General features: G+C 60.4%; 23 protein-coding genes. 13 read left to right on the top strand and 10 right to left on the bottom strand.

Translation table 11 applies throughout. The annotated features are described in order from the left end of the window. Positions 1–155: 155 nt before the first annotated feature. The gene (locus QA648_RS30920; RefSeq protein WP_260304452.1) at positions 156–869 is read left to right on the top strand and encodes a FadR/GntR family transcriptional regulator; all 714 of its coding nucleotides are present in this window, start codon (positions 156–158) and stop codon (positions 867–869) included. Here QA648_RS30920 and QA648_RS30915 read toward each other — a convergent pair. After that, complete coding sequence (locus QA648_RS30915) at positions 841–2,268, bottom strand: aspartate ammonia-lyase (protein WP_260304450.1); 1,428 nt, start codon at positions 2,266–2,268, stop codon at positions 841–843. The genes QA648_RS30920 and QA648_RS30915 overlap by 29 nt on opposite strands. A gap of 275 nt (positions 2,269–2,543) precedes the next feature. Here QA648_RS30915 and QA648_RS30910 point away from each other — a divergent pair, with 275 nt between their 5' ends. After that, on the top strand, positions 2,544–3,995 hold the full coding sequence (locus tag QA648_RS30910; RefSeq protein WP_260304449.1) for an amino acid permease: 1,452 nt from the start codon (positions 2,544–2,546) through the stop codon (positions 3,993–3,995). Then, positions 3,992–4,954, top strand: coding sequence for an asparaginase domain-containing protein (locus tag QA648_RS30905; RefSeq protein WP_260304448.1), 963 nt, complete (start codon positions 3,992–3,994; stop codon positions 4,952–4,954). The genes QA648_RS30910 and QA648_RS30905 overlap by 4 nt, the downstream gene beginning before the upstream one ends. 145 nt (positions 4,955–5,099) lie before the next feature. Here QA648_RS30905 and QA648_RS30900 read toward each other — a convergent pair whose 3' ends face one another. Then, a complete protein-coding gene (locus tag QA648_RS30900; protein ID WP_283052749.1) occupies positions 5,100–5,978 on the bottom strand; it encodes a hypothetical protein in 879 nt (292 codons plus the stop codon). A gap of 260 nt (positions 5,979–6,238) precedes the next feature. Here QA648_RS30900 and QA648_RS30895 point away from each other — a divergent pair, with 260 nt between their 5' ends. Further along, entirely contained in the window at positions 6,239–6,496 is a 258-nt protein-coding gene (locus QA648_RS30895) for a hypothetical protein (protein ID WP_283052748.1), read from the top strand. Between the two features lie 61 nt (positions 6,497–6,557). Here the strand turns inward: QA648_RS30895 and QA648_RS30890 are convergent, their stop codons facing one another. Beyond that, positions 6,558–7,283: a GntR family transcriptional regulator gene (locus QA648_RS30890; RefSeq protein WP_283052747.1), complete on the bottom strand. Its 726-nt coding sequence runs from the start codon at positions 7,281–7,283 to the stop codon at positions 6,558–6,560. A gap of 124 nt (positions 7,284–7,407) precedes the next feature. Between QA648_RS30890 and QA648_RS30885 the strand changes: the two genes are divergently transcribed. From QA648_RS30885 to QA648_RS30860, 6 genes are all read left to right on the top strand, one after another. Beyond that, positions 7,408–8,460 carry an amidohydrolase family protein gene (locus QA648_RS30885; protein ID WP_283052745.1) on the top strand — a complete coding sequence of 351 codons (1,053 nt, stop codon included), beginning with the start codon at positions 7,408–7,410 and terminating at the stop codon, positions 8,458–8,460. Beyond that, positions 8,457–9,350 (top strand): VOC family protein, encoded by an 894-nt coding sequence (locus tag QA648_RS30880; protein WP_283052743.1) that lies wholly within the window; start codon positions 8,457–8,459, stop codon positions 9,348–9,350. Before QA648_RS30885 ends, QA648_RS30880 begins: the two co-directional genes overlap by 4 nt. 113 nt (positions 9,351–9,463) lie before the next feature. Continuing rightward, on the top strand, positions 9,464–10,960 hold the full coding sequence (locus QA648_RS30875) for a bifunctional 3-(3-hydroxy-phenyl)propionate/3-hydroxycinnamic acid hydroxylase (protein WP_283054316.1): 1,497 nt from the start codon (positions 9,464–9,466) through the stop codon (positions 10,958–10,960). Positions 10,961–11,012: 52 nt separating this feature from the next. Beyond that, positions 11,013–12,323: an MFS transporter gene (locus QA648_RS30870; protein ID WP_104827758.1), complete on the top strand. Its 1,311-nt coding sequence runs from the start codon at positions 11,013–11,015 to the stop codon at positions 12,321–12,323. Between the two features lie 44 nt (positions 12,324–12,367). Continuing rightward, positions 12,368–13,216: a fumarylacetoacetate hydrolase family protein gene (locus tag QA648_RS30865; protein ID WP_283052740.1), complete on the top strand. Its 849-nt coding sequence runs from the start codon at positions 12,368–12,370 to the stop codon at positions 13,214–13,216. Between the two features lie 96 nt (positions 13,217–13,312). Beyond that, complete coding sequence (locus QA648_RS30860) at positions 13,313–15,280, top strand: glycoside hydrolase family 3 N-terminal domain-containing protein (RefSeq protein WP_283052739.1); 1,968 nt, start codon at positions 13,313–13,315, stop codon at positions 15,278–15,280. 126 nt (positions 15,281–15,406) lie between these two features. Here QA648_RS30860 and QA648_RS30855 read toward each other — a convergent pair whose 3' ends face one another. From QA648_RS30855 to mdcA, 7 genes are read right to left on the bottom strand one after another with little or no spacing between them, the layout of a single operon-like run. Further along, positions 15,407–16,279, bottom strand: a complete 873-nt coding sequence (locus tag QA648_RS30855; RefSeq protein ID WP_283052737.1) for an acyltransferase domain-containing protein — start codon at positions 16,277–16,279, stop codon at positions 15,407–15,409. A 44-nt stretch (positions 16,280–16,323) separates the two neighbouring features. Further along, positions 16,324–17,178, bottom strand: coding sequence for a triphosphoribosyl-dephospho-CoA synthase MdcB (gene mdcB, locus QA648_RS30850; protein ID WP_283052736.1), 855 nt, complete (start codon positions 17,176–17,178; stop codon positions 16,324–16,326). Further along, positions 17,175–17,816: a malonate decarboxylase holo-[acyl-carrier-protein] synthase gene (gene mdcG / locus QA648_RS30845; protein ID WP_283052735.1), complete on the bottom strand. Its 642-nt coding sequence runs from the start codon at positions 17,814–17,816 to the stop codon at positions 17,175–17,177. The genes mdcB and mdcG overlap by 4 nt, the downstream gene beginning before the upstream one ends. Next, positions 17,809–18,531, bottom strand: a complete 723-nt coding sequence (locus QA648_RS30840; RefSeq protein WP_283052733.1) for a biotin-independent malonate decarboxylase subunit gamma — start codon at positions 18,529–18,531, stop codon at positions 17,809–17,811. Before QA648_RS30840 ends, mdcG begins: the two co-directional genes overlap by 8 nt. Continuing rightward, positions 18,518–19,429 carry a biotin-independent malonate decarboxylase subunit beta gene (locus QA648_RS30835; RefSeq protein ID WP_283052731.1) on the bottom strand — a complete coding sequence of 304 codons (912 nt, stop codon included), beginning with the start codon at positions 19,427–19,429 and terminating at the stop codon, positions 18,518–18,520. Before QA648_RS30835 ends, QA648_RS30840 begins: the two co-directional genes overlap by 14 nt. Next, complete coding sequence (mdcC, locus tag QA648_RS30830) at positions 19,426–19,737, bottom strand: malonate decarboxylase acyl carrier protein (protein WP_283052729.1); 312 nt, start codon at positions 19,735–19,737, stop codon at positions 19,426–19,428. The genes QA648_RS30835 and mdcC overlap by 4 nt, the downstream gene beginning before the upstream one ends. Positions 19,738–19,747: 10 nt before the next feature. After that, the gene (gene mdcA / locus QA648_RS30825; RefSeq protein WP_283052728.1) at positions 19,748–21,397 is read right to left on the bottom strand and encodes a malonate decarboxylase subunit alpha; all 1,650 of its coding nucleotides are present in this window, start codon (positions 21,395–21,397) and stop codon (positions 19,748–19,750) included. Positions 21,398–21,573: 176 nt separating this feature from the next. Here mdcA and madL point away from each other — a divergent pair, with 176 nt between their 5' ends. From madL to acs, 3 genes are all read left to right on the top strand, one after another. Then, on the top strand, positions 21,574–21,996 hold the full coding sequence (madL, locus tag QA648_RS30820; protein ID WP_104827748.1) for a malonate transporter subunit MadL: 423 nt from the start codon (positions 21,574–21,576) through the stop codon (positions 21,994–21,996). A gap of 11 nt (positions 21,997–22,007) precedes the next feature. Then, entirely contained in the window at positions 22,008–22,772 is a 765-nt protein-coding gene (gene madM / locus QA648_RS30815; RefSeq protein WP_104827747.1) for a malonate transporter subunit MadM, read from the top strand. Between the two features lie 246 nt (positions 22,773–23,018). After that, positions 23,019–24,977, top strand: a complete 1,959-nt coding sequence (gene acs / locus QA648_RS30810) for an acetate--CoA ligase (RefSeq protein ID WP_283054315.1) — start codon at positions 23,019–23,021, stop codon at positions 24,975–24,977. The last annotated feature ends 29 nt before the right edge of the window (positions 24,978–25,006 follow it).

Genomic DNA, 25,006 nt, shown 5'->3' with positions numbered 1-25,006 from the left:
GACGTAACAGAAAAATCAATATCTTGGCCCAATTTTCAGGGGCGTGACGGTTCTGATTCCTTCAAGGCGCCGCCGTTCGGCAGGGAATCGCAGAGCTGCGCCCGTTTGGCGTTCGATCCTTGACAAGCAGAGAATGTTTGTGAAGGTTGGATGGCATGAGTGAGGTGGCTGATTGGTTATCTTATACAAGTCCGATCAGTCGGAAAAATGCTGCTGAGGCAGTATTTGAGGATATTCGTTCGGCAATCACATCGGGACGGTTGGTGGTCGGGACGCGACTGCCCGCTGAGGCGCAGCTTGCCTCGCGTTATGGTGTCAGTCGCCCGATTATCCGCGAAGCGCTCCGCTCCCTTCAGACACTCGGCTTAACCCAGACTCGCACCGGCAGCGGCACCTATGTCATAACGTCGACACCCGGACCGGAGCTGCGTTACGGCGGTTATTCTGCACGTGATTTGATTGAGGCCCGCCCATTTATTGAGGTTCCCGCCGCAGGCTGGGCGGCTCTGCGGCGGACAGAGCAGCAGCTCGCACGCCTGCTTGAGCTTTGCGATGTGATGGACCACGAAGAGGATCCCTTGAAGTGGGTGAATTTGGACTCTGAATTTCACTCGATGATCGCGGAATCCTCGGGAAATGCCGTCTTCGCCAAGATCGTGACGGATGCCCGCGATGCGTTAATGCAGCAATCTGAGCTGGTCAACATGATGGCGCAGCGCCGCGTGGCCTCGAATGTCGAGCACCGCCACATCGTTGAAGCGATTGCGGCGGGATCGGAAGAAGGGGCCATCGCGGCGATGGAAGCGCATCTCGGTCAGGTGAAGCGTGCTGTGACCACGATCATTGGCGAGGATCAACCGCAGCATTGAGAGCGGCGGGCAGGTTGGCCAGCCGCTCCGGCCGTAGTGCCTCGACCAGTTGTTCGGCGGTCAGATATTCATGCTGGAGCACGATTTCTGGTATGGTGCGTCCCGTTGCCAGCGCCTCGCGGGCAACCTTGGTGGCAGCCTGATAGCCGATCAACGGATTGAGCGCCGTGGCAAGGCCGATCGATTCTTGAAGGCGCTGCGCCATGAGAGCCGGATTGGCCGTGATGCCGTCGACGCAGCGCTCGGCAAGGATATGGCAGGCTGCGGTCAGATGCATGATGCTTTCCGATAGCGAGCGCACGATGATCGGTTCGAAGGCATTGAGCTGCAACTGGCCTGCTTCCGCAGCCATGGTGACAGTGATGTCGTTGCCGATGACGGAAAAGGCCACCTGGTTGACCATTTCCGGAATGACCGGATTAACCTTGCCGGGCATGATGCTCGAACCTGCTTGCATGGCTGGCAGTGTGATCTCGCCGATGCCGGCCCGTGGTCCGGAAGACAGGAGGCGCAGGTCGTTGCAGGTCTTCGACAGCTTGACCGCGACGCGCTTCAGCACGCCGGAGAGATGGACGAAGGCGCCGGGATCCTGCGTTGCTTCGATGAGGTCGCTTGCGGTAACCAGAGGCCGGCCGGTGAGCCGGGCCAGATGGGCGCAGGCAAGCGCCGCATAGCCGAGAGGCGCATTGAGGCCTGTGCCGATGGCGGTGGCACCGAGATTGACCTCGTGCAGGAGGGCCGCCGATTCGATCAGCCGCGATCTGTCTTCGCCGAGCATGATGGCGAAGGTTCTAAATTCCTGGCCGAGCGTCATCGGTACCGCGTCCTGCAGTTGCGTGCGGCCGACTTTCAGGATGCTGTCGAATTCCTTGGCTTTCCGCTCGAAGGCTGTCTGCAATGTCTCCATTGCTGCAGCCAGGCTGTCGATGGCTTCGATCACAGCGACGTTGACGGCTGTCGGATAGGCATCATTGGTCGACTGGCTGAGATTGACGTGATCGTTCGGATGAAGGTGGGCATAATCGCCCTTGGGATGGCCGAGCAGCTCAAGCGCGCGATTAGCGATGACCTCATTGGCATTCATGTTGGTCGAGGTGCCGGCACCTCCCTGAATGACATCAACGACGAATTGTTCATGGAGCTCGCCGGCACGAATTTCGCGGCAGGCGCGCACGATGGGATCGAGCCTTTCTTTGCTGAGCAGACCCAGTTCGTGATTAGCAAGGGCAGCCGCTTCTTTGACGAAGGCCAGGCCGCGGATGAGATGCGTGTAACGCCCGATCGGCGTGCCCGTTACCTGGAAGTTTTCAACCGCTCGTGCGGTGTGCACCCCCCAATAGACATCGGCCGGAATATCCTTTTCGCCCAGTAGATCATATTCGCTTCGTGTCTTGATCACATTACCCTCCTGCAGTCGAAATCAAGCCATATCTGTCAAGCTGTAAGACAGATTGCAAAACTGTTATCGATTGCGCCCAACCGCGTCAATAAGTTTAGAGCCGGGTTGACCTGCACCAAATTCAGCGTGTAAGAGGAAAAATCTGTCATACAGCATTACAGCATGACCGGAGATCGTAAGCCGCGATCGACGGCTTGATCAAAGCGAACGGCATCCTATCGGGTGCAAAGAGCACCCCGGACCCGTCCACGGACAAACGGCTCAAGGGAGGAGCAATGTCAGTCAAAACCATCCAGAATGTGCCGGCAGATCGCCGGCCGCCGGCCAATGAGGAGCTTGGCTATCACAAGGCGCTGAAGCCGAGGCAGATCCAGATGATCGCCATTGGAGGCGCGATCGGCACCGGCCTTTTCCTCGGGGCAGGCGGGCGGCTTGCCGCAGCCGGTCCCGCTTTGATCTTCGTCTATGCGCTGTGCGGCTTCTTTGCCTTCTTGGTGCTGCGCGCGCTCGGCGAATTGATCATGCATCGCCCGAGCTCCGGCTCCTTCGTCTCCTATGCCCGCGAATTCTACGGCGAGAAGATGGCCTTTGCGGTTGGCTGGATGTATTGGCTGAACTGGGCCATGACCTCCGTTGCCGACGTGACCGCCGTCGCGCTCTACATGAACTTTTTTAAGCAATACGTTCCATGGCTCGCAGGCGTCGATCAGTGGGTCTTTGCGCTGATCGCGCTGATGGTCGTGCTTTCCATGAACCTACTGTCGGTCAAGGTTTTCGGCGAACTCGAATTCTGGTTCAGCCTCGTGAAGGTTCTCGCGCTTGCCAGCTTCCTCGTCATCGGCATCTATTTCGTCGTCTCCGGAACGCCGATTGCCGGTCATTCGGCAGGGTTCAGCATCATCGGGGATAGCGGCGGCTTCTTCCCGAACGGCATCTTGCCGGCCTTCGTCATCATACAGGGCGTGGTCTTTGCCTATGCGTCGATCGAGCTGATCGGTACGACGGCAGGCGAGACCGAGGATCCCCGTAAGGTCATGCCAGGTGCGATCCGCACTGTCGTTGCACGCCTGCTGATCTTCTATGTCGGCTCGGTTCTGCTTCTGTCGCTGCTTCTGCCCTATACGGCCTATAAGGCCGGCGAGAGCCCCTTCGTTACCTTTTTCGGGACGATCGGCATCGAAGGCGCCGACATCGTCATGAACCTCGTCGTGCTGACGGCCGTTCTGTCCTCGCTCAACGCAGGTCTCTATTCCACCGGCCGTATCCTGCATTCAATGGCGGTTTCCGGCTCGGCGCCGGCAGCGCTTGCGAAGATGAACAAGGCCGGCGTGCCTTATGGCGGCATTGCGGTAACGGCTGCCGTGACCGTCATCGGCGTGGCGCTGAACGCCGTTGTCCCGTCAGCGGCATTCGAGATTGCGCTCAATCTCTCGGCGCTCGGCATCATCTCGGCCTGGGCCGTTATCGTGTTGTGCCAATTGAAGCTTTGGAAGCTATCCAAGCGCGGTGAGATGGCACGCCCGGATTTCCGCATGTTCGGCGCACCCTATACCGGCATTTTGACCCTTGTCTTCCTCTTCGCGGTGCTAGTGCTGATGGCGCTCGACTATCCCGTCGGCACCTGGACGATCGCGTCGCTCGTCCTGATCGCGCCGGCCCTTGTCATAGGCTGGTACCTGTTGCGCGACCGCATCCAGCAACTGGCGATCGAGCGGGGCTACTCGTGACGGCAACAGGCATAAATCCGCTGGTGGCAGTCATTGCCACCGGCGGCACCATCGCAAGCGAGCGGGCCGAGAATGGCGCAAGCGCGCCGTCATTGTCGGGGGGGAGCCTACTCGCGCTTCTGCCCGATATGCCTGTCGATCTCAGGCCCATCGAGTTGATGGCGAAGGACTCGGCAAGTCTCACGCTCGCCGACATGCAGGAGATCAGCAAGAAGGTGGGTGAATTGCTAGCGGATGCAGCCGTGAGCGGCATCGTCATCCTGCATGGTACGGACGCGATGGAAGAGACGGCTTTGCTCGTCCATCTGCAGCACGGATTGAACAAGCCCGTCGTCTTCACGGGTGCGCAATTCACCGCAGATCATCCCAAAGCTGATGGGCCTGCCAATCTTGGCGCGGCCGTGGCCGCCGCGATCGATCCGGTCAATGCGGGTCGCGGCGTACTCATCTCTTTCGGCGGTCGCCTGCTGCCTGCCTGGGGGCTCTACAAACATTCCTCGGATGTTGCCGACGCTTTTCGGCAATCAAGGCCGCTCGAAAATCCGCCAAGTCCGCGTCTTGAAGCAACATTGGACAACGTGCGTGTCGACGTCGTGGCGATCTATCCGGGTTGTGACTCTGTGCATATGGATGCGAGCCTGAGGGCCGATGCTAATGGCATCATTCTTGCCGCTCTCGGTTCGGGCAATGCCAATCCGCGGCTGGTGGAAGCCGTTAGGCGCTGCGCGGGTATCGGCGTCCCCGTCGTGGTCTCCAGCCGGGTTTCGGATGGGCTGCTGCTTTCAAGCTATGGCGGCGGCGGTGGCGGTCACGATCTTGCCGGCGCCGGCGCCAGTCATTCCTCGACCCTACGGCCGGGGCAGGCGAGGATCCTGTTGGCAACTCTCGTCGCCTCCGGCGCGACGGCCGAGTTGATCGAACAAGCGTTTGCAGATTTCGCCGGCGACGCGAAGCCCTGAACGCCAGCCATGCGAGCTGGCCGGTCATTGAATAATGGGTGACCGCGCCGGTCCGTCGGATGATCTCGCTGTAGGACAGATCCGCGTCGCACCCCGCCAGACGGCGCCACAAGGAGCAGCAATCGCCGGCCGCCGCCCGAAAACCCTAGATATCCGCAAAGACGTCTGAGATGACGGCAAATTTCACGGCCTGCCACCGTCTATAGCCGAGCACTAGGTTCGCCGAAACCCAGCAGTCGCCGCTCTTCTTGGCCGTCTCCCATCCTAATAGCCCCTTGGACTGGGCGGTTGCGAGTATCCTGCCGGTATGAGTGCGGGAAATGAGATAGTCAGCGGCGGCAAGTCGTGCCGAAACAGCACCTATCCATGAGCGCTCAGCCACCTCCACGGTTGCTGGCACACGCGACATAAGGTCGTGCAATATGTTGCTGCCGGATTCCGACTTGACGAAAAGCGTGATGCTTTCGGGAGGGCTGTACCAGCCTGGGTGATGGAAGAGCCGACGCGCGATCTGCGGCTGGGCGCGAAATAATATCGTCGGATCGGCTTGGGACCGTTGATATCGATCGCCTGCATCTATGCTATCGAGCGAGCGCAGGTGTCCGTCGAGCCATTGCCGGATCAGCTGTTCCGTATGGGCGGCAGCCTGCATGGCGTTGGTGCGCCGGTCCGCATTTTCTACCGGCTCGAATAGCTTATAGTGCGCCATCTCCTTCAGATGCGCGATCGCCGTGTTGTGGCTGGCAACATGGTTCTCGGCCAAGAATTTTCTCAGGTTGGAGACCGTGACTGGCGGGCAGCTCGGATTGAGCTTGCGCTCGAAATGCATTGCCAAAGTCGCCTGACTGAGCAGCCACTTCTGCAAGTCGGCGACATAGCGCACCACTCTCGGCGCCGTGCGATGGATTGCCAGCAACTCCAATGCGGCATCGCGGAGAGCGGCTGCAAAGGAGGAATCTGCCAGCAGATCGTCGATGCTGAAAGCGCGGCACCTGTCTCGCAATTTGGCTGAATCAGCATGCATTGGCATTTTAGTGAGCGCGTATCTTTATAAAAATGCGAGGGGTATAAGAGAGGAAATTTAGAAACTATCCGGATGGATAGGCGCTGTCGGCATGTTTGGCAACTCTCTCATCCAATGGCTGAAGAAAGATACCGCCAAGCGAACTGTGGAGGCGAGCTATGCATCGTCATGATGAATGTTGGTCCGCTGGGATCCGTTAAGGCGTCGGCGGGAACCGACCGATGTCTTGCGGGTTACCTCGTCAACGAAAGGAGCCGACCATGCCGTTTCCATCACCACGATCCCAGGATTTGCAGCAGCGCTTCGAGGAATTGAAGGCGGCGGCCAGAGAAACCCTAGAAGAAGTTATCGCCTCAGCGAACGAAGTGGGGTGGGGCACTCGAGAGGTACTTGGCGCGCTGGTCGCGGCGGCTCACTCTATCGAGGACGCCAACAGTGCGGACCCGGATCCGGTGGATGATCCGTCAATTGGCGATGCGGTTCGTGAACAGATCGGGCATGGTGAACAATTCGACTGAGGAGCGACGCCGACGCCCTCGTTCTTTTAAGTAGACGCTGCCGAGCTCTTTCATGACGGGATCAGGCTACTCTGCCTCGCGGGTCAGGGCTGACCGTTTCGGCTTCAAGATCAACGCGGATGATCTCTGCCGTCTTCTCATAATGTTGCTGCAATAGCCGCTCAGCTTCAGCGGTATCTCGATCAAGCACGGCTTTCAGGATACGAGCATGCTCGTCGCTGACCTTGCGGACCCGAAAGGCCTTGCGAATTGAAAGGGCTCGATAGCGGTAAAGCCGGTCAGCAAGCTGTTCGCAAAAGCCGATCAGAGGCTTCGATCCGCAGCCGCCAATGAGAAGCGCATGAAAGGCGCGATGGAACCTTTCCCATTCCGGATTGTCTTCAAAATGTTCCGGATTGAGCGAGCGCGGAGTGCGCTCCAGCCGGTGATGCGCCACCAGAAGCGCCTCCTCCCACTCGGGCGTTGCGTTCGCCATGGATTCGCGCAGCGCCAGCCCCTCCACCCAGCAACGCGTTTTCGTCAGTTCGTGTAATTCATCCAGACTGATCGGTTTCACGAAGAAGCCGCGCTGTTCCTTTCCAATGACGAGATCCTCCGTCGTCAGGCGGTTCAGTGCCTCGCGCAATGGCGTCTGGCCGGCATCGTAATGCTCGATCAGAAAGCGCAATTGCAGCTTCCGGCCGGGCTCCAGTCGCGTTGAGAGAATATCGGCCTTTAGCCGCTCATAGATGCTGGTTGCCAATGTCGCGGGGCTTTCGGCCCCTTTCTTCAGCAGGTTGACGTTCATGGTGCTCTCTGGCTTGCAAATCGCTTTTTATATACACGATGAAGCGTCCGCGCGAAATTTATAAATTTTTGCTTTACGCAGAAAAGTTTGTACATTATGAGGGGTGCTGATGAGGGAGGATCCAATGAGCGGAGCGGAAAAGGGAGCGCCGGGCGCCTTTTCGAGTGGCTGCACCTGCCGTGGCATCGATATCCATTGCCATGTGGTGCCTGCACGTTTTCCAGCTCTGGCCAACGGTGTGACAGTTCGCGGTTGGCCATCGATGGTGGCCGCGGACGCGTGTCATGCGACTGTCGTCATCGATGACAAGCCATACCGCACGGTCAGCGATGCCTGCTGGGTTGCTGAAAGACGGCTGGAGGAGATGGACAGGACCGGCATTCGGATTCAGGCACTTTCGCCCATGCCGGAACTCTTCGGCTACTGGATCGAAACAAGCGCTGCCTGCGACCTGGTCCGACACGTCAATGATTCGATCGCCGCGATTGTTACCGAAGGAGAGGGGCGCTTTGTCGGACTTGGGGGTGTTCCCCTTCAGGATATCGATCTTGCCATCCTCGAATTGCATCGCATCGTCGGCGAACTCGGCTTTCGCGGTGTTGAGATCGGCAGCAACGTCAATGGTGTCACGATCGGCGATCCGCGTTTTCATTCATTCTTTGCGGAAGCCGAGAAGCTTGGCGCCGCCGTGTTCGTACATGCGGTGCGTCCGACCGGTATGGACAGGCTGTTTGGGCCGGCTCCGCTTCAGCAGGTGCTCGGCTACCCGACGGATCTCGGATTGGCAGCCGCATCCGTGATTACCGGCGGGCTGCTTCAGAAATTCCCGAAACTGCGGATCGCCTTTAGTCACGGCGGCGGCACGTTCGCTTTGCTGCTGCCGCGGCTGGAGCAAGGTTATTCGGCTTTCCCGGCCCTCAATGAGACCATGCCGGATAGGCCTGCGGTGCAGGCACGGCGGCTCTACGTGGACTCGCTGGTCTTCGATGCGGACATGCTGCGCCGCTTGGTTTCTATTTTCGGCGAGGAGCGCGTGCTGCTCGGCACCGACTATCCCTTTAATTTCCGAGAGAACGAGCCTGTTACTCGCATCGAGGAAGCGTTCGCGGATGCAGGTTTGCGCGAGCGCCTGACATTTGGGAATGCGCAAGCCTTCCTGGCTCTGGAGATCCTATGACCGAATTTCCTGTTACCGCTCTGCGCAGCGTGGAACTGGGTACGCCCGATCTTGCGGCGTCGGTCGATTTCTACACCCGCGTGTGGGGGCTGGATGTCGTTGCCGGGGTGGGGAACAAGGTTTTCCTAGCGGCAACGGGCGATGATTTTCATGTGCTGGAATTGAAGCAAAGCGACCGCTCGGAATTGCGCAAGATCAGCTTTCGCGTGAGTACGCCCGAAGAATTGAGATCGCTCTTCGCAAAAACAGTTACTGCAGGCTGCGCAGTCCTGCGCGAAATCGGGCCCGCCGATGCGCCCTCTGGCGGCGAGCGTTTCGTCATCCGCGAGCCACAAGGTTCGGTTCTGGAATTTGTGTACGGCGACCACCGCAAGCAAGGGCATGTGGTCCCCAATCGGCCCGGGCGGCTTGCCCATGTGAATATCAACAGCGCTCAGATCGAGGCGCTTTCGGAATTCTACCGCGATGTTCTTGGTTTCCGCTTGACCGACCGATCGAAGCTTATGGCCTTCCTGCGTTGCAACGACGACCATCATGCGGTCGTGCTGGCTGAAGCACCGGCAAATGGGCTGAATCATGTCGCCTTCCTGATGCCCGATCTCGAATCCGTCATGCGAGGCTCGGGCCGCGTCGTCGATCACGGCTATCCGATCGGCTGGGGCGTCGGCCGGCATGGGCCGGGCGACAACGTCTTCGCCTATTTTGTCGATCCGCAGGGCGTGGTGATCGAATACACCGCGGAAGTCCTGCAGGTGGATGACAGCTACCGAGCCCGAGGTCCGGAGGAATGGGTCTGGCCGCCCGGTCGGACCGACCACTGGGGCATTGCGCCTCCAAAGAGCGACGCCTGCAAGAAGGCGCAGATTTCCATCGGATTTTCCGGCGCCTAGTGCGCCCAGTAGACACTTGCAGAGGCATGCCTGTGAAGAACGACAACGATATTTCAAATCATTATGACGTGCTGGTGGTCGGGTTCGGCCCGGCTGGAGCTGTGGCTGCCGGCATGCTTGGCGCACGGGGCCATTCCACGCTCGTCGTCGATCGGCTGACCGGTATTTACGACAAGCCGCGCGCCATCGCGCTCGATCATGAAATTTTGCGCCATTTCGACAATATGGGCATTGCCGACGAAGTGCTTCCCCATATCGCACCATTCACGGCATCCCAGCACTTTGGCGCTGAAGGGCAGCTCATTCGCCGTATCGATATGGTGCCCGAGCCCTATCCGCTCGGCTATACCCCCAGCATGGTGTTTACCCAGCCTCCGGTCGAGGCCGTCTTGAGACGTCATGCAGAGAGCTTCAACTGCGTGACGATCGAGCTTGGTACGGAAATGGTCGCTCTTGAGCCGCGGTCTGATGAGGTCGTCGCAACGCTTAAGAATGCCTCCGGCGAATATCAGACGATCGCCGCAAAATACGTGATCGGCTGCGATGGTGCCTGGAGCCGCGTGCGAGAATTGTCCGGAATGAGGCTCGAAGATCTCGTTTTCGACGAGCCGTGGCTCGTCGTCGATGTGCAGGTGCATGAGGCTGCACTTGGTAACCTGCCGCAGACTTCGGCCCAGTTCTGCAATCCGGCGCGTCCGACCAGCTACATCATGGGGCCGAAGAACCACCGCCGGTGGGAAATCATGCTTCTGCCAGGCGAAGACCCACGCGAGATGGAAAAGCCGGAGAATGTCTGGCGGCTGTTGTCGCCCTGGTTGACGCCGGACGAGGGTGAGCTTTGGCGGGCCGCCGCCTATCGCTTTCATGCGCTGGTCGCCGACGAATGGCGACGGGGCAGGGTAATGATTGCCGGTGATGCCGCGCACCAGCAGCCGCCCTTCATCGGCCAAGGCATGTGCCAGGGCCTGCGCGACGTCTCCAATCTCGTCTGGCGGCTTGATCGCATCCTGAAGGGGCAATCTTCCGAAAAGCTGCTGGACACTTACACGGTCGAGCGCAAGCGGCATGTGCGGGCGCTAACCGGCAAGATCAAGGCGATCGGCCAGACGATCTGTGAACGCGACCCGGCGGCTGCCGCGGCGCGGGACGCACGCATTCTCGCAGAGGGCGGCGGTCGGCCACTGACCATTACCCGCCAGGAAATCGTACCGCCGATCGAGGATGGCCTGATCGCCATGGAAGGCACGCCGGCACGGGGATTGCTATTCCCGCAGCCGGTAATCGTCGAAGGCGCTTCTGCGCGCCTGTTGGATACCTTTACCGGACCGGAATGGCGGCTTGTTCTCGACGGCCGTCGGATCAGGGCGGGAGAGGGAGAAGCCCTGGCCGAAGCGATCGACGGGATCGTTGTGAAAGCCGTTGCGCGTCAAAACGATGATGCAGCCGATCCGTCGGCGCTTCGTGAAAAGGACGGTGTGCTTTCGGCCTGGTTCGACCGCCATGGCGCGGTCGCCGCGCTGGTGCGCCCTGATCATTATGTTTTTGGCGCCGCCAGCAACGTCGAGACGCTTCGCCAGCAGATCGCCGATCTGCGTACTCGTCTCGCCTGACAGATGCGCCCGTCAGGAATTGCAGTTTTTTGTGGGGTTCTGGGAGGAACATATGACCAAGTCAACCGCTGATACCGCCAGCAATTGGCGACCTTTTGCCGTCCTTATCCTTCTCTTTCTGTTCCAAACGCTGAACTTCTTCGACAAGCTCGTCTTCGGCCTTTCCGCCGTGTCGATCATGAAAGACCTCGGTATTTCGCCGCAGCAGTTCGGCCTGATCGGCAGCAGCTTCTTTCTCTTGTTCTCGATATCCGGCGTCCTCGTCGGCCTCTTCGTGATCGGCCGCGTCCCCGTCAAATGGATCCTCGTCATTCTTGCGGCAATCTGGTCGATCGCGCAGATCCCGATCTACTTCACCAGTTCGGTGACGGTTCTGGTCGCCTGCCGCATCCTGCTCGGCCTTGGAGAAGGACCTGGGCTGCCGACGGCATTGCATGCCTGCCACAACTGGTTCAGCCCGCAAAAGCGCAGCGTGCCGAGTGCCGTCGTGCTGCAGGGCATCAGCGTCGGCCTGCTCGCCGGCGGTCCGATCCTGACCTATGTAATCGTCAATTACGGCTGGCGTTCGGGCTTCCTCTTTTGCGGCCTGATCGGCGTCGCCTGGATCATTGCCTGGCTGCTCATCGGCGGTGAGGGACCACATGCGGTCGCCGAGAATGAAAAAGCTCGCGTTGTTGGCGAAGAGTCCCCGATTCCGGCTCGCAAGCTCTGGCTCGACCCGACCGTGATCGGCGTCATCATCATGTCGACCATGTCTTACTGGATCGTCGGCATGTCGGCCACATGGCTGCCGCCCTTCCTGCAGCAGGGTCTCGGCTATTCGCAGACTGAGACCGGTTCGATCATCTCGGCTGTCTATATCTTTCAGTCGCCGCTGTTGCTCATCGGATCATGGATCGCGCAGCGGATGCTTCAGAAGGGTGTCAGCAAGCGTACCGCCCTCGGCAGCGCCTCGGGCTATGCATTGCTCGTCAGCGGCCTGGCGCTGATCGCCTCGGTTCATGTCAGCGGCCCGCTGCAACTGGCGCTGATCGCGATTGCTTTTGCCGCTCCGAGTCTGACGACCATCTATGGCCCAATCACACTCGGTAGCGTCGCTCCCGCCGTTCAGCGCGGCCGGCTGATCGTTGTGATCTATTCGGCAAACGCTGTCTCCGCGCTCGCATCCAACGCCGTCACCGGCATGATCGTGCAGGCCGCCGGACCCGATCATGTCGCCGCCGGCTATGCAAATGCCATGCTGTTCACCGCCGCAATCCTCATCATCGGCGCAATTTCCGCCTTCGCGCTGATCTTTCCGGATCGCACCATTGAGCGCTTCGGCAAGATGACGCGCTTCACCGATCAAATGCAGCGGGTGTGAAAGCGCCCGCCGCCAAGTCTGATCCCACTACAGGAGCAAGAACCATGAGACTGTCCACCGTCAAGATCGCCGGCCGCACGACCTGGGGCGTCGTGGAGGGCGATCGCTTCCTCGATACCGGCGTGGCTCTCGCATCGCGCTATGCCGATCTCAAATCGGCTGTGGCCGCCGGTCTTGCCGGCGTTGCCGAGGCAGCCGCTTCCGCCCCTGCCACGCCGCTTAGCCAAATCGAATGGCTGCCGGTCATTCCCAATCCCGATAAGATCCTCTGCGTCGGCTTGAACTATGAAATGCATCGTCAGGAGACCGGTCGTGCGGAGGTAGAAAACCCCACTATCTTCGCTCGTTATGCCAATAGCCAGATAGGCCATCTCGCTCCGATCGTGCGCCCAAAGGTCTCGACGGAACTCGATTTCGAAGGCGAGCTGGCAGTCATTATCGGCAAGTCCGGCCGTTACATTACGCGGGATGAGGCCATGGGCTATGTCGCCGGCTATGCCTGCTACAACGATGGCAGCGTGCGCGACTTCCAGCGTCATACGCACCAGTTCACCCCGGGCAAGAACTTTCCCGACACCGGCGCCTTCGGGCCGTGGATGATGACGCCGGACGAGCTTGGCCCGCTGCCTGATCTCCGCATTCAGACCCGTCTGAACAGCGAGGTGGTTCAGGACGCGACATTTGGTCAGATGATTTTCGATATCGCCCGGCAGATTGAATATTGCTCCAGTTTCACTCGGTTGGAGCCAGGCGACGTCATTGTCAGCGGCACGCCGGGCGGCGTTGGCGCCAAGCGCCAGCCGCCGTTGTGGATGAAGCCCGGAGATGTCGTCGAGGTGGAAGTCGACAGACTTGGCATTCTGCGCAATCCGATTGTCGATGAGTTACGTTAGTTTTCGCTTACGGGTATGTGATTGCGCAATGAGGCGGCGCAGTCTGCGCCCCTTCAACTTAGTGGGATCGATTAGGATGCTTTTGGGAAGGATGCCATGAAATATTTCATTGCCATGTGCGCGCTCGGATCACTGTTCGCTTCGACGGCTTTGTCGCAGGAGCAGCCGGCGCTCTCCGCCCGCATCGCCAAAACGCTGAACGTGGACGGGCTGTCGTTCAAGGATCTCGATAGCAACGGCAAACTCGACCCTTACGAGGATTGGCGGCTGCCGGCCGCTGAGCGCGCTGCCGATCTCGTCAGGCGTATGACTCTCGAGGAGAAGGCGGGCTTGATGATGCACGGCACGGCGCCTTCCGTCGGTCCCGGAGCCGGCATGGGTGTCGGTTCCCAATATGATCTCGACCGCGCTAGCGAGATGATCGACAAGCGCAAGGTCGTCACCTTCATCACCCGATTGTCTGGCGATCCTGCTGTTCTCGCCGGAGAGAACAACAAGCTGCAGGAGATCGCCGAAGCCGGCCGTCTCGGCATTCCGGCGACGATCAGTACCGATCCTCGCAATCATTTTCAGTTCGTGCTCGGTGCGAGCGTTTCTGCCGGCGCCTTCTCGAAATGGCCCGAGACTCTTGGTTTCGCGGCCATCGGCGATGCGGCGCTTGTGCGGCGGTTCGGCGATATCGCCCGCCAGGAATATCGCGCCGTTGGTATCCAGGAGGCGCTCTCTCCCCAGATCGACCTCGCAAGCGAACCCCGCTGGCCGCGCGTCAACGGCACCTTCGGCGAGGATGCGCAGCTCGCCAAAACCATGGCGGAAGCCTATGTCGCCGGTTTTCAGAACGGCGAGACCGGCATCAACCGCGATAGCGTCGTCGCCGTTGCTAAGCACTGGGTCGGTTATGGTGCTGCAAAGGACGGTTACGACAGTCACAACGCCTATGGCCGCCGTTCCGTTTTTCCCGGCAATAATTTCGCCGAGCATCTGATCCCCTTCGAAGGAGCGTTCAAAGCCAAGGTTGCAGGCGTGATGCCCACCTATTCGATCCTCGAGGGCGTCAACCTTGACGGCAAGCCGCTGGAACCGGTCGGAGCCGGATACAGCAAGCAGCTTCTGACCGACCTGCTGCGCGGGAAATACGGTTTCGACGGCGTCATCCTCAGCGATTGGCTTATCACCAACGATTGCAAGGGCACCTGCCTGGAAGGTGAGAAGCCGGGGGTAAAGCCAACTCTGAACGAGGAAACCTTCGGCATGCCCTGGGGTGTGGAGGACTTGAGCCGTGTCGACCGGTTCGCAAAAGCCGTCAATGCCGGCGTCGATCAGTTCGGCGGCGTGACTTCCTCGGACCTTCTCGTGGAAGCGGTGAAGGATAAGAAGATCAACGAAGAGCGCATCGATCAATCCGCGACCCGGATCCTGATCCAGAAATTCGAGCAGGGCCTGTTCGAGAATCCCTATGTCGATCCGGAGACGGCACGCTCGATTGTCGGCAATCCGACATTCGCAGCGGAAGCGACTGCCGCGCAGGCCAAGGCCATGGTGTTGCTCGACAACAAGGCCAAGCTTCTGCCGGTCCTGAGCGGCAAGAAGGTGTTCCTTTATGGGGTCGATCCGAAAGTGGCAGCGGCCCGCGGCTTTACGGTCGTTGCTACGGCCCGCGAAGCTGATTTTGCGCTGGTGCGGCTGAATGCACCCTATCAACAGCCGCATATGAACTATTTCTTCGGCTCCCGTCACCAAGAGGGCGATCTTGATTTCAAGGACGGCAATGCCGATTTCGAGGCCTTCAAAAGCGCCGCCAAGGAGGTTCCGACCATTGTCACGATCTATCTGGCGCGGCCGGCGATCCTCACCGGCCTCCGTGATCGGGCCGGTGCTATCCTTGCCAATTTCGGTGCCAGCGACGAAGCCCTGTTCGATGTGATCGAGGGTAAGCAGAAGGCGCAAGGCAAGCTGCCGTTCGAACTTCCCTCATCCATGGCCGAGGTGTTGGCGCAGAAATCCGACGTTCCGCACGACACGGCCAATCCGCTGTATCCGATCGGTTTCAGCATGCAGTACTGACATAGGGCCGTCCACTTGTCTGAATGAAATCGGTCGCAAGGGTCGCCTGCATCCGTTTCCACCGTCACTACGAGAGAGGTATCTGTGCCGCGGTCGCTTCGAGGAATCGAGGCAGAGGTCTTGATTTCAGCGGGCAGCCAGCCAGGCCCTAACACCTGCAAGACTGTGGAAGTCATCCACTGCGCGCACCATGACTGAAGGCAGGGCAACCGCTGCCATTTCCGCCAGAGCACGGCCAGGCCCCAGTTCGAGGATCGCGGTCACGCCACGTTCGGCCACGGCTTCAACCATGCCTGCCCAATCGATCCTCTCGGCCAGTTGCCGTGCCAGACCTTTTCGAGCACGATGCGGATCGGTAACAAGGGTGGCACCACTGGCGGTCATGAGGCGGAGGATCGGGCGGTTCATGACCGCCGAGGCAAGAGCGCTGTCAAACTGTGCGACCGCACCGGCGAGCCGTGGTGTATGAGAGGCGACATGTACCATCATCGGGGCGGCACGCGCGGCACCTTCCTGCAGCGCCGCTGCGCAGAGCGCATCGATTGATCGTCTGTCACCGCCAACGATGAACAGGAGATCCGGGTTTACAATGGCGATTGCGCAGCCGAACCGGTTGGCTAGATGTTCCACGGCCGCCTCTGGCAAACCGCGCACATAGCCGAGCCCGTCATTTGGCCCGCCCGCTGCATCCATTGCCCGTGCCCGCTGATCGACAAGCCTGAGAGTATCCATGGGCGACCAGATGCCGGCCACTCCCCATGCCGCCATTTCGCCGACGCTGTAGCCGGCCACCACCGTTTCGCTGGGCGCGCCGGTCGGGAAAAGGGCGCGAACAATCGCAAGCGCACGCGTCACGCACAGGATCTGGCCCTCGCGGTTTGCATGTAAGGCGGCTTCGGGGGCAGTTCGGCAGAAGTCCATTGGGTCGGTCCCGAGCACGGCGGTTGCGGCCTCGAGTATGGGCTGCGCATCGGGTTCCGCTGCAAGCAGTCGGAACATCTCCCGGTTCTGATGGCCTTGGCCCGAACAGAACAGCGCGAGGGTCACAATTCCAACACCTCGGTAAACAGCGCCATGGCAAGCAGATCGGCACACCCACCCGGGCTGAGATTGCGCGCGACGAATGCCTCATGAATGGCTTTGGCATGCCATCGCCAGTTCGCTCGTCCGACCCCGCCATCCGCCAGGAAGGCGCGGGCCTTGTCGCGGGCGAAATTCAGCCCTTCAGGGCCGGCACGATAAAGCAAATTGCTGTCGTCGACCACCGCGATCAGGGCCATGCACGCATGGACCCTTGCCGCTTCCTCGTCACCCATGGCCAGACGCCGTCCTTCGGCAAGCGCCGGGCGGGCAATATCGTAGACGGACGGCATGCCGGCGGCAGCCTCGGCCCGGGCGCCGCCGACATGGTAGCGTCGTGCCACGACGCTACCATGACTGTCATGCTCCGGCGCCTTGCCGATGATATCCTGTCCCCAACGCAGCTTGATCAGGGCACCGAGCGGTGCCTGCCAATCGCACGTTGCCGCCAAGCCGGCTGCAGCCGCCAGCAGGCCAAGACCGAAGATGGCGCCGCGATGGGTATTGACCCCTCCGGTCGCACTCCGCATTGCGCTTTCCGCCTCTATACCGATTTGGCGCAGACGATCCATGCTCGCATCCATGGCGCCCGCCTCAGCAAGCGCGATGAAGAATGGTTCCAGCGTCCGAGCGCTCAGGCGCAGGAGATCAGCGTCCATGTCGGCGTGAGCGCCGTTGTCGATGTGGCTGACCAAGCCGGGCTTGGGCCAAGTTTCCACCTCCAGAACCAGCGCTCGTGCGGCATACTGTCCGATCAGCTCGGGATCGCAATGCTCGATGGCGACAGAGCGTCGTTCAGCCAACAATGGAAACGTCATGCAAAGAGCGCCTCCCGCGCAATCAGGGCCGATCCGGTATGGGATTTAACCAGTAGCTCCGGGTTTCCCGACAGCCATTCCCGCCATTGAACGGCCGTGCCGCAAGGCGTGATCAATTCCGCGTCGATACGCATCGGCGCGCGTTCGGCAACATAGTTCAGCAAAGCCGTCGCTCGCATTGCATCTGTGCTCGAGCGACACTCGACCAAAAGATCGAGATCGGAAGTATCGATCAGATAGGAAAGGCCGGTCAGGTATTGCCAAGCCAAACTCCCGAAACAGCGACACGAGGCATTTGCCTCCAACAGCGCGCCAATGGTCGGGCGCCATCGTGCCGGTGCCGCGGGCAGCACATCCCTCAGCAGAGGAGGAGGCGCTGTCCGTATCACGGCAGTCGGTGGGCAGGCGAGCGCAAGCCGTTTGCGCCCCATGCCCGGTGGAAGTGGCAGCCCCAAGGGTATGATATCTGTTGGATCGCTGCAGATTCGACGACGGAAAATTGTCGGTCGCCCCAATGTTGCCCATGCCAGCAGATCGGGCTCCATTTCCGCCTCGACTCGGCCTTGCAGCAGGCCGGGCCATGCCTCGGAGCGCACATAGGCGAGATCGTGACGGCGGAGGGCAGCGACATCAATCATGGAGCAAAGCCAGCCGTTCCACTTCGGCCGCAATCATGGCGGCCTTCGGCCGGCCGCCTCGATCGGCGCCCAATCTTGCGCGCAGATCACTTGAAGCAGGCTTGGCAAGAAGTGCTACGAGTTGAGCGTTCAAAGAAGCCGCTGGATCCCAAACCTCTGCTATGGCGCCGGTTGCAAGAAGATTATCGAGGCCGGGCGCGAAGACGGGGGTTGTCTCGGCCTTTTCCTTCAACGTAGCGAGCGGCAGCTTTGTCACTCGGGCCATGGATGGCAGGTCCATGACTTCGGGCCAGGCGGTGGGCAGGGCTACCAGCGATCCGCAGGCCAGCGCGGTGGCAATGAAGGCGCCGGCAGCGCTGCCACCGTAGAGCAGGCCGACCGTGCGATGTCCGGCACGCTCTGCCTGCCATAATGCCTTCGCCAAGTGCGCCAACGCCTCGCTGAGACCAAGGAGTTCATCACGCCGGCTCATCCGTTGGCTGCCGGAGTCAACCAGGAAGAGCAGGGGCGACCTGTCCGGCCGCCGGGCGACGGAAAGGACATGCGCGGCCACGGCTAGCGCCTCATCGACGCCGGGATAGGTCTTGTCGGCAACGCCGATCAGATCGATCCAGTTTTGTTGATCCAATCGGCCCCAGCCGGTAACAAGCCCATCCGCCTGCGTTATCTCGTAGCCGGCCGGAAAGAGTGAAGAAAGAATATCAGCGAGCTGCATCGGCACTCTCCCGATGGATATTGGCTGTGGTGAGGAAAGTCTCGATATCCCGGTCCGGTATTTCGGCGGAATGCTCAATATGCAGCCGGGCCCATATCTCGGTGGCATCACGGGCATCACCAAAACGGCGCAATCGATATTCGAGCCGCGTCTGTTCCGCTTCGAGCACCGCTTGGTCCAAGATGGCTGGCCGTTGTAGCGCGGCAATTGCACCAACCCGGAAAGCGGGGATATCGTCTTCGACGAAGACATCAACCCCGCCAATCAGGTAGCGATGCTTGCCGCCCATGGTTCGCCAGACCAAGGCTCGATCGCGGGAGTCGAATTCTTCCACGCCTTTGTTCGTCTCGATAACCTCCGGCCCGGAAACGGATAAACGCCCCTGCTCGGAGATGACGAGCGCCGAGCAGCAGCCGGCAATTAGGCTGCCGCCGCCATAGCAGCCCGCCCTGCCGCCAAGAAGACCGATGACACGCACGCCCCCGGATCGCGCCTCCAGCACGGCGCGCATGATCTCGGAGATCGCCAGCTCGCCGGCATTGGCCTCCTGGAGGCGCACGCCACCGGTGTCGAAGAGAATGACGATATCCCGCCGCATCTTGGCCGCGGCTTGCAGCAGGCCTGTCAGCTTGGCGCCGTGAACTTCGCCAATGGCGCCGCCCATGAAGCGCCCTTCCTGGGCGGCCACCAGCACGGGGTGACTGTCGATGCGGCCGGCACCGACGATGATGCCGTCGTCGAACTGCCGAGGCAAATCGAAGAGCGCAAGGTGCGGGCTTGTCTCCCGCCGCTCCGGACCCAGAAATTCGGTGAAACTGTCGGCATCGAGCAGATGCCTCAACCGGCCACGGGCAGATTCTTCGTACCAGCTTCGGCGTAGCGTGCGAGGATCCTTCATTCTGGCTTCTCCATCAGCCGCACGCCCTGGGCCAGTCGCAGCGCCACCATGTCAGGCCGTGCGCCGCCATCATTGATCGTGATGCGCAGACCGCCGGCGGCCGAGCGCGCCGCGAAATCTTCGGTGACCGCCGCCCACAACTCGGCGAAACCATGAGCCGGCGTCGCGATCTCGATGACGCATCGGTCGGGCGCTTCCCGCCGTTCAAGCAATACTTCGAGGTTACCCGAAGCGACGACGCCCACCAGAGCGACGGCGCGGGTTCCGCCGGTCTGTGTCGATTTCAATTCATAGAGCAGATTTTCCATGGTATCGGCCTCACCAATTGCGGAACCGGGTGGGCGGCCTGTAGAGGCCGCCGGAGGCAAGCATCAGATCTTTGATGGAATGGGCAGCCAGCAGACTGCGATCGGCATCCAATGGATCTATTCCAAGGTCTTCGGGACGCTGGATGACTTTGCGCTGACGCAGGTGCTCCACCATCTTGCGGTCCCGGGCGCGACCGACTTCGGTGTAGCCGGCCACGCCGCGGATCGCCTGCTCCCGTTCGTCCTTGTCACGGCACAACAGCAGATTGGCGATCCCCTCTTCCGTTACAATGTGAGTGACGTCGTCGCCGTAAACCATTACAGGAGCCAGATCGAGTTGCAGCTTGTCGGCCAAATCCAACGCGGCCAAACGCTCGACGAACATCGGCACCATGCCGTCGCCAAAGGTCTCGCCAATCTGAACAACCAGTTTACGTCCTCGACGCAGGGCAGGGGTGGCTGCGGCGGGGTCGGCTTCCCTGCCGGCACGCAACCAGGCTTCGCTCGGATGACGCCGACCTCGGGCGTCCGATCCCATATTGGGGGCGCCGCCGAAACCTGCGACCCTGCTGCCAGTCACGGTCGAACTGTTGCCGGAAAGGTCGATCTGCAAGGTCGAGCCGATGAACATGTCGCAGGCATAAAGTCCGGCGGTCTGGCAGAAGGCACGGTTGGAGCGCAAGGAGCCGTCGGGTCCCGTGAAAAAAATGTCAGGGCGAGCCTGCATATAGTTTTCCATGCCCACTTCGGACCCGAAGCAATGAATCTGCTCCACCCATCCTGCTTCGATGGCAGGGATCAGAGTTGGGTGAGGGTTCAGCGCCCAGTGCGTGCAGACCTTGCCCTTCAATCCCAGCCGTTCGCCGTATGTCGGCAGCAGCAGTTCGATGGCCGCGGTATTAAAGCCGATGCCATGATTGAGGCGACGCACGCCATAGGGCGCATATAGTCCCTTGATGGCGAGCATTGCCGTCAGGATTTGTGTTTCGGTAATGGCCGCGGGATCGCGTGTGAACAGTGGCTCCACATAGAACGGGCGCTTGGCGTCCACCACGAAATGGACCTGGTCGGCAGGAATGTCGACGCGCGGCACACGATCGACGATCTCGCCCACCTGGGCGACGACCAGTCCCTTGCCGAAGCTCGTCGCCTCGACGACCGTTGGCGTGTCTTCCGTATTCGGCCCGGTGTAGAGATTTCCGGCCTTGTCCGCGCTGACCGCGGCGATGAGGGCCACCTGTGGCGTCAGATCAATGAAGTAGCGGGCGAAGAGTTCCAGATAGGTGTGAACGGCACCCAGTTCGATCTGGCCGCCGAACATCATGCGCGCGATGCGGGCCGACTGCGGGCCGGAATAGGAAAAATCAAGCCGCCGGGCGACGCCACTTTCGAAAATGTCGAGATGCTCCGGTAAGACCACGCCCGACTGCACCATATGCAGGTCGTGTACGTTGTCGACATCGACCTTAGACAGCGCCTTGGCCAACAGGTCGGCCTGCTTCTGATTGTCGCCCTCAAGGCAAACTCGATCCCCGGGTCTCAGGATCGCTTCCAGGAAAGCTACGAGGTGCTGCGGGTCGACAAGCTTGCCGGCAGAGAAGCGCTGGCCGGCTTCTAGACGTGCCAGCCTTTCACGGCCCTTTGTGTTCCAATCTCGCATTTTCGATTGCCCTTTGTATGCGCAAGAGAGCGTTTTCGTGCGTTCACTATATATACAATTGCCAGGAACGCAATAATGTGTATTTTAATTTCGATATACGGCATCTTTGTATTCATGGGAGGAGAACAAATGTCGATCTTGTATTTCTTCGGGCACGCATATGGGGAGGATCATCCATGGTGATCTCCGGTGTCGCAATGCTTGCCCTTTGTACCCTCTTGGGGAGTATCCTCGGTGACCTCCTGGGGATGGTGCTTGGCGTAAAGGCGAATGTCGGCGGCGTCGGCATAGCCATGATCCTGCTCATCGCCACGCGGTTATGGCTGAGCAGGCGGGGTCTGTTGACGCTGCCGCTCAAACTCGGCGTCGAGTTCTGGGGCGCTCTCTATATTCCGATCGTCGTTGCCATGGCGGCTCAACAGAACGTGTTGGTGGCTGCGCGTAGCGGTCCGCTGGTGCTGATTGCCGGGATCGTGACGGTTTTCGTTTGCTTCGCGACCGTCGCGCTGATGAGCCGTCTCGGCGAGAGAGGCGAAACGATGGATGAAATCGAAGCGAGGGCCAGGGGTGAGCTTGCCACCTCCGGCAACGCGGCCTGAGGGAGGCTTTCATGGAGATCTTGAAACACGGCTTGACCGCCAACAGTCTGCTCACCGCGTTTGCGATCGTTGGATTGGTCATGTGGCTGTCGAACGCCATTTCTAAACATATCCTGTTTGGCCGCGTCCACGGCTCAGCCATTGCAATCGTTCTGGGGCTCGCGGCAGCCTTTGCCGCTGGTCTGTGGACCGGAGGCGAAAAAGGGGTTGTGGATATTCCCATCCTCAGCGGCATCGGCCTGATGGGCGGAGCCATGCTGCGCGATTTCGCCATCGTCGCCACAGCCTTTGAAGTGGACGTTGCGCAGGCGCGTAAGGCTGGTGCCGTCGGTGCACTGGCCCTTGGCCTCGGCACGCTGCTCCCGTTCATCATCGGGTCGTTGCTCGCCGTCGCTTTCGGTTACACGGATGCCGTATCCATAACGACGATCGGTGCCGGTGCCGTTACTTACATTGTGGGACCTGTGACGGGTGCCGCTCTGGGCGCAAGCTCAGCGGTGATCGCGCTGTCCATCGCGACCGGTGTTTTCAAGGCGGTCCTTGTCATGGTCGGAACCCCGATTGTCGCCAGGGCGATCGGTCTCGACAATCCCCGTAGCGCCATGGTGTTCGGTGGCCTGATGGGAACCGTCAGCGGCGTGTCGGGCGGTTTGGCGGCGACCGATCGTCGTCTCGTTCCCTATGGCGCATTGACTGCGACGTTCCATACGGGGCTGGGCTGCCTCGTCGCACCTTCGATCCTTTATCTTGCCGTACGGGCGATTGTGGGAGGCTGAAGTGGCGTGAACATGCCGGCCGGCATGCGGCTCAATGAAAGGGATTTGAGGGAGATCGAGGCGACATGGGTGCGTTTGGTGACCTAAACCATGACTTTGGGACGCAATCGCTCGATGAAGCCGCACCATGAACCTCATCCACGACTTGGGCGACAAAGATGCTGAGAGGGTGCCTATGTCGAATATTTTAGAGGCTTGATAAGGCCGCTGCGGGATCCCCCAGCGAGCCCACGGGAGGAGGAAATGATGTCGGAAAAGATTCATCCGGTGACGAAGCCGGTTCAAGCGCGCGCTTTGATCGACGCGGCGAAATATCAGAAATGGTACAAGCAAAGCGTCGAGGATCCCGACAGGTTCTGGGGCAAGCACGGCGAACGCATCGACTGGTTCAAGCCCTACACCAAGGTCAAGAACACGTCTTTCACGGGCAAGGTCTCAATCAAATGGTTCGAAGACGGACTGACCAACGTCTCCTACAATTGCATCGACCGCCACCTGAAGAAGCACGGCGATGACGTGGCCTTCATCTGGGAGGGCGACAATCCCTATATCGACAAGAAGATCACCTATAACGAGCTCTACGAGCATGTCTGCCGACTGGCGAATGTCCTGAAGAAGCAGGGCGTCAAGAAGGGCGATCGCGTCACCATCTACATGCCGATGATCCCCGAGGCCGCCTATGCGATGCTTGCCTGCGCCCGCATCGGCGCCGTGCACTCCGTCGTCTTCGGTGGTTTCTCCCCGGAGGCGCTGGCCGGCCGCATCATCGATTGCCAGTCGACCTTCGTCATTACCTGCGACGAGGGCCTGCGCGGTGGCAAGCCGGTGCCGCTCAAGGACAATACCGATACGGCGATCCACATTGCCGGCCGGCATTATGTCACCGTGGAAAAGGTGCTGGTCGTGCGCCGCACCGGCGGCAAGACCGGCTGGGCGCCGGGTCGCGACCTCTGGTATCACGAAGAGGTCGCCAAGGTGAAACCGGACTGCCCGCCGGCGAAGATGAAGGCGGAAGATCCGCTGTTCATCCTCTATACGTCGGGCTCGACCGGCAAGCCGAAGGGCGTGCTGCACACGACGGGCGGCTATCTCGTCTATGCGGCGATGACGCATGAATATGTCTTCGATTATCATCCCGGCGACATCTACTGGTGCACGGCCGATGTCGGCTGGGTGACCGGCCATTCCTATATCGTCTACGGACCGCTGGCGAATGGCGCGACCTCGCTGATGTTCGAAGGCGTGCCGAACTTCCCGGATCAGGGCCGCTTCTGGGAGGTCATCGACAAGCACAAGGTCAATATCTTCTATACCGCTCCGACGGCGATCCGCTCGCTGATGGGTGCCGGCGATCACTTCGTCAAGCGCTCGTCGCGCTCCAGCCTGCGCCTGCTCGGCACGGTCGGCGAGCCGATCAATCCGGAAGTCTGGGAATGGTACTATAACGTCGTCGGCGATGGCCGCTGCCCGATCGTCGATACCTGGTGGCAGACGGAGACCGGCGGCCACATGATCACGCCATTGCCGGGTGCGACCGACCTGAAGCCGGGTTCGGCGACGACCCCGTTCTTCGGCGTCCAGCCGCAATTGGTGGACAATGAGGGCAATCTGCTGGAAGGGGCGGCCGACGGCAATCTCGTCATCGCCGATAGCTGGCCCGGCCAGATGCGCACGGTCTACGGCGACCACGAACGCTTCATCCAGACCTATTTCTCCACCTACAAGGGCAAATATTTTACCGGCGACGGCTGCCGGCGTGACGAGGACGGCTATTATTGGATCACAGGCCGCGTCGACGACGTGCTGAACGTCTCCGGCCACCGGCTCGGCACGGCCGAAGTCGAATCGGCCCTCGTCTCGCACCAGCATGTCTCGGAAGCCGCCGTTGTCGGCTATCCACATGCGATCAAGGGGCAGGGCATCTATTGCTACGTGACGCTGATGGCGGGTCAGGAGGGTTCGGATACGTTGCGCCAGGAGCTCGTCAAACATGTTCGCGCCCAAATCGGCCCGATCGCCTCGCCCGACAAGATCCAGTTCGCCCCGGGCCTGCCGAAAACCCGCTCCGGCAAGATCATGCGCCGCATCCTGCGCAAGATCGCCGAGGACGATTTCGGCGCGCTTGGCGATGCCTCAACGCTGGCCGATCCCGCTGTTGTCGACGATCTGATTGCCAACCGGCAGAACAGGGCGGATGCGGCTTGATGCTTTATATTGATTGCTATCTGTCGGAT

Source organism: Rhizobium sp. CB3171 (assembly GCF_029714265.1).
In the GTDB taxonomy this organism is placed as follows: domain Bacteria; phylum Pseudomonadota; class Alphaproteobacteria; order Rhizobiales; family Rhizobiaceae; genus Rhizobium.
Note: the sequence above shows the minus strand (reverse complement) of the source record. Positions and strands in the feature narration are given on the sequence as shown.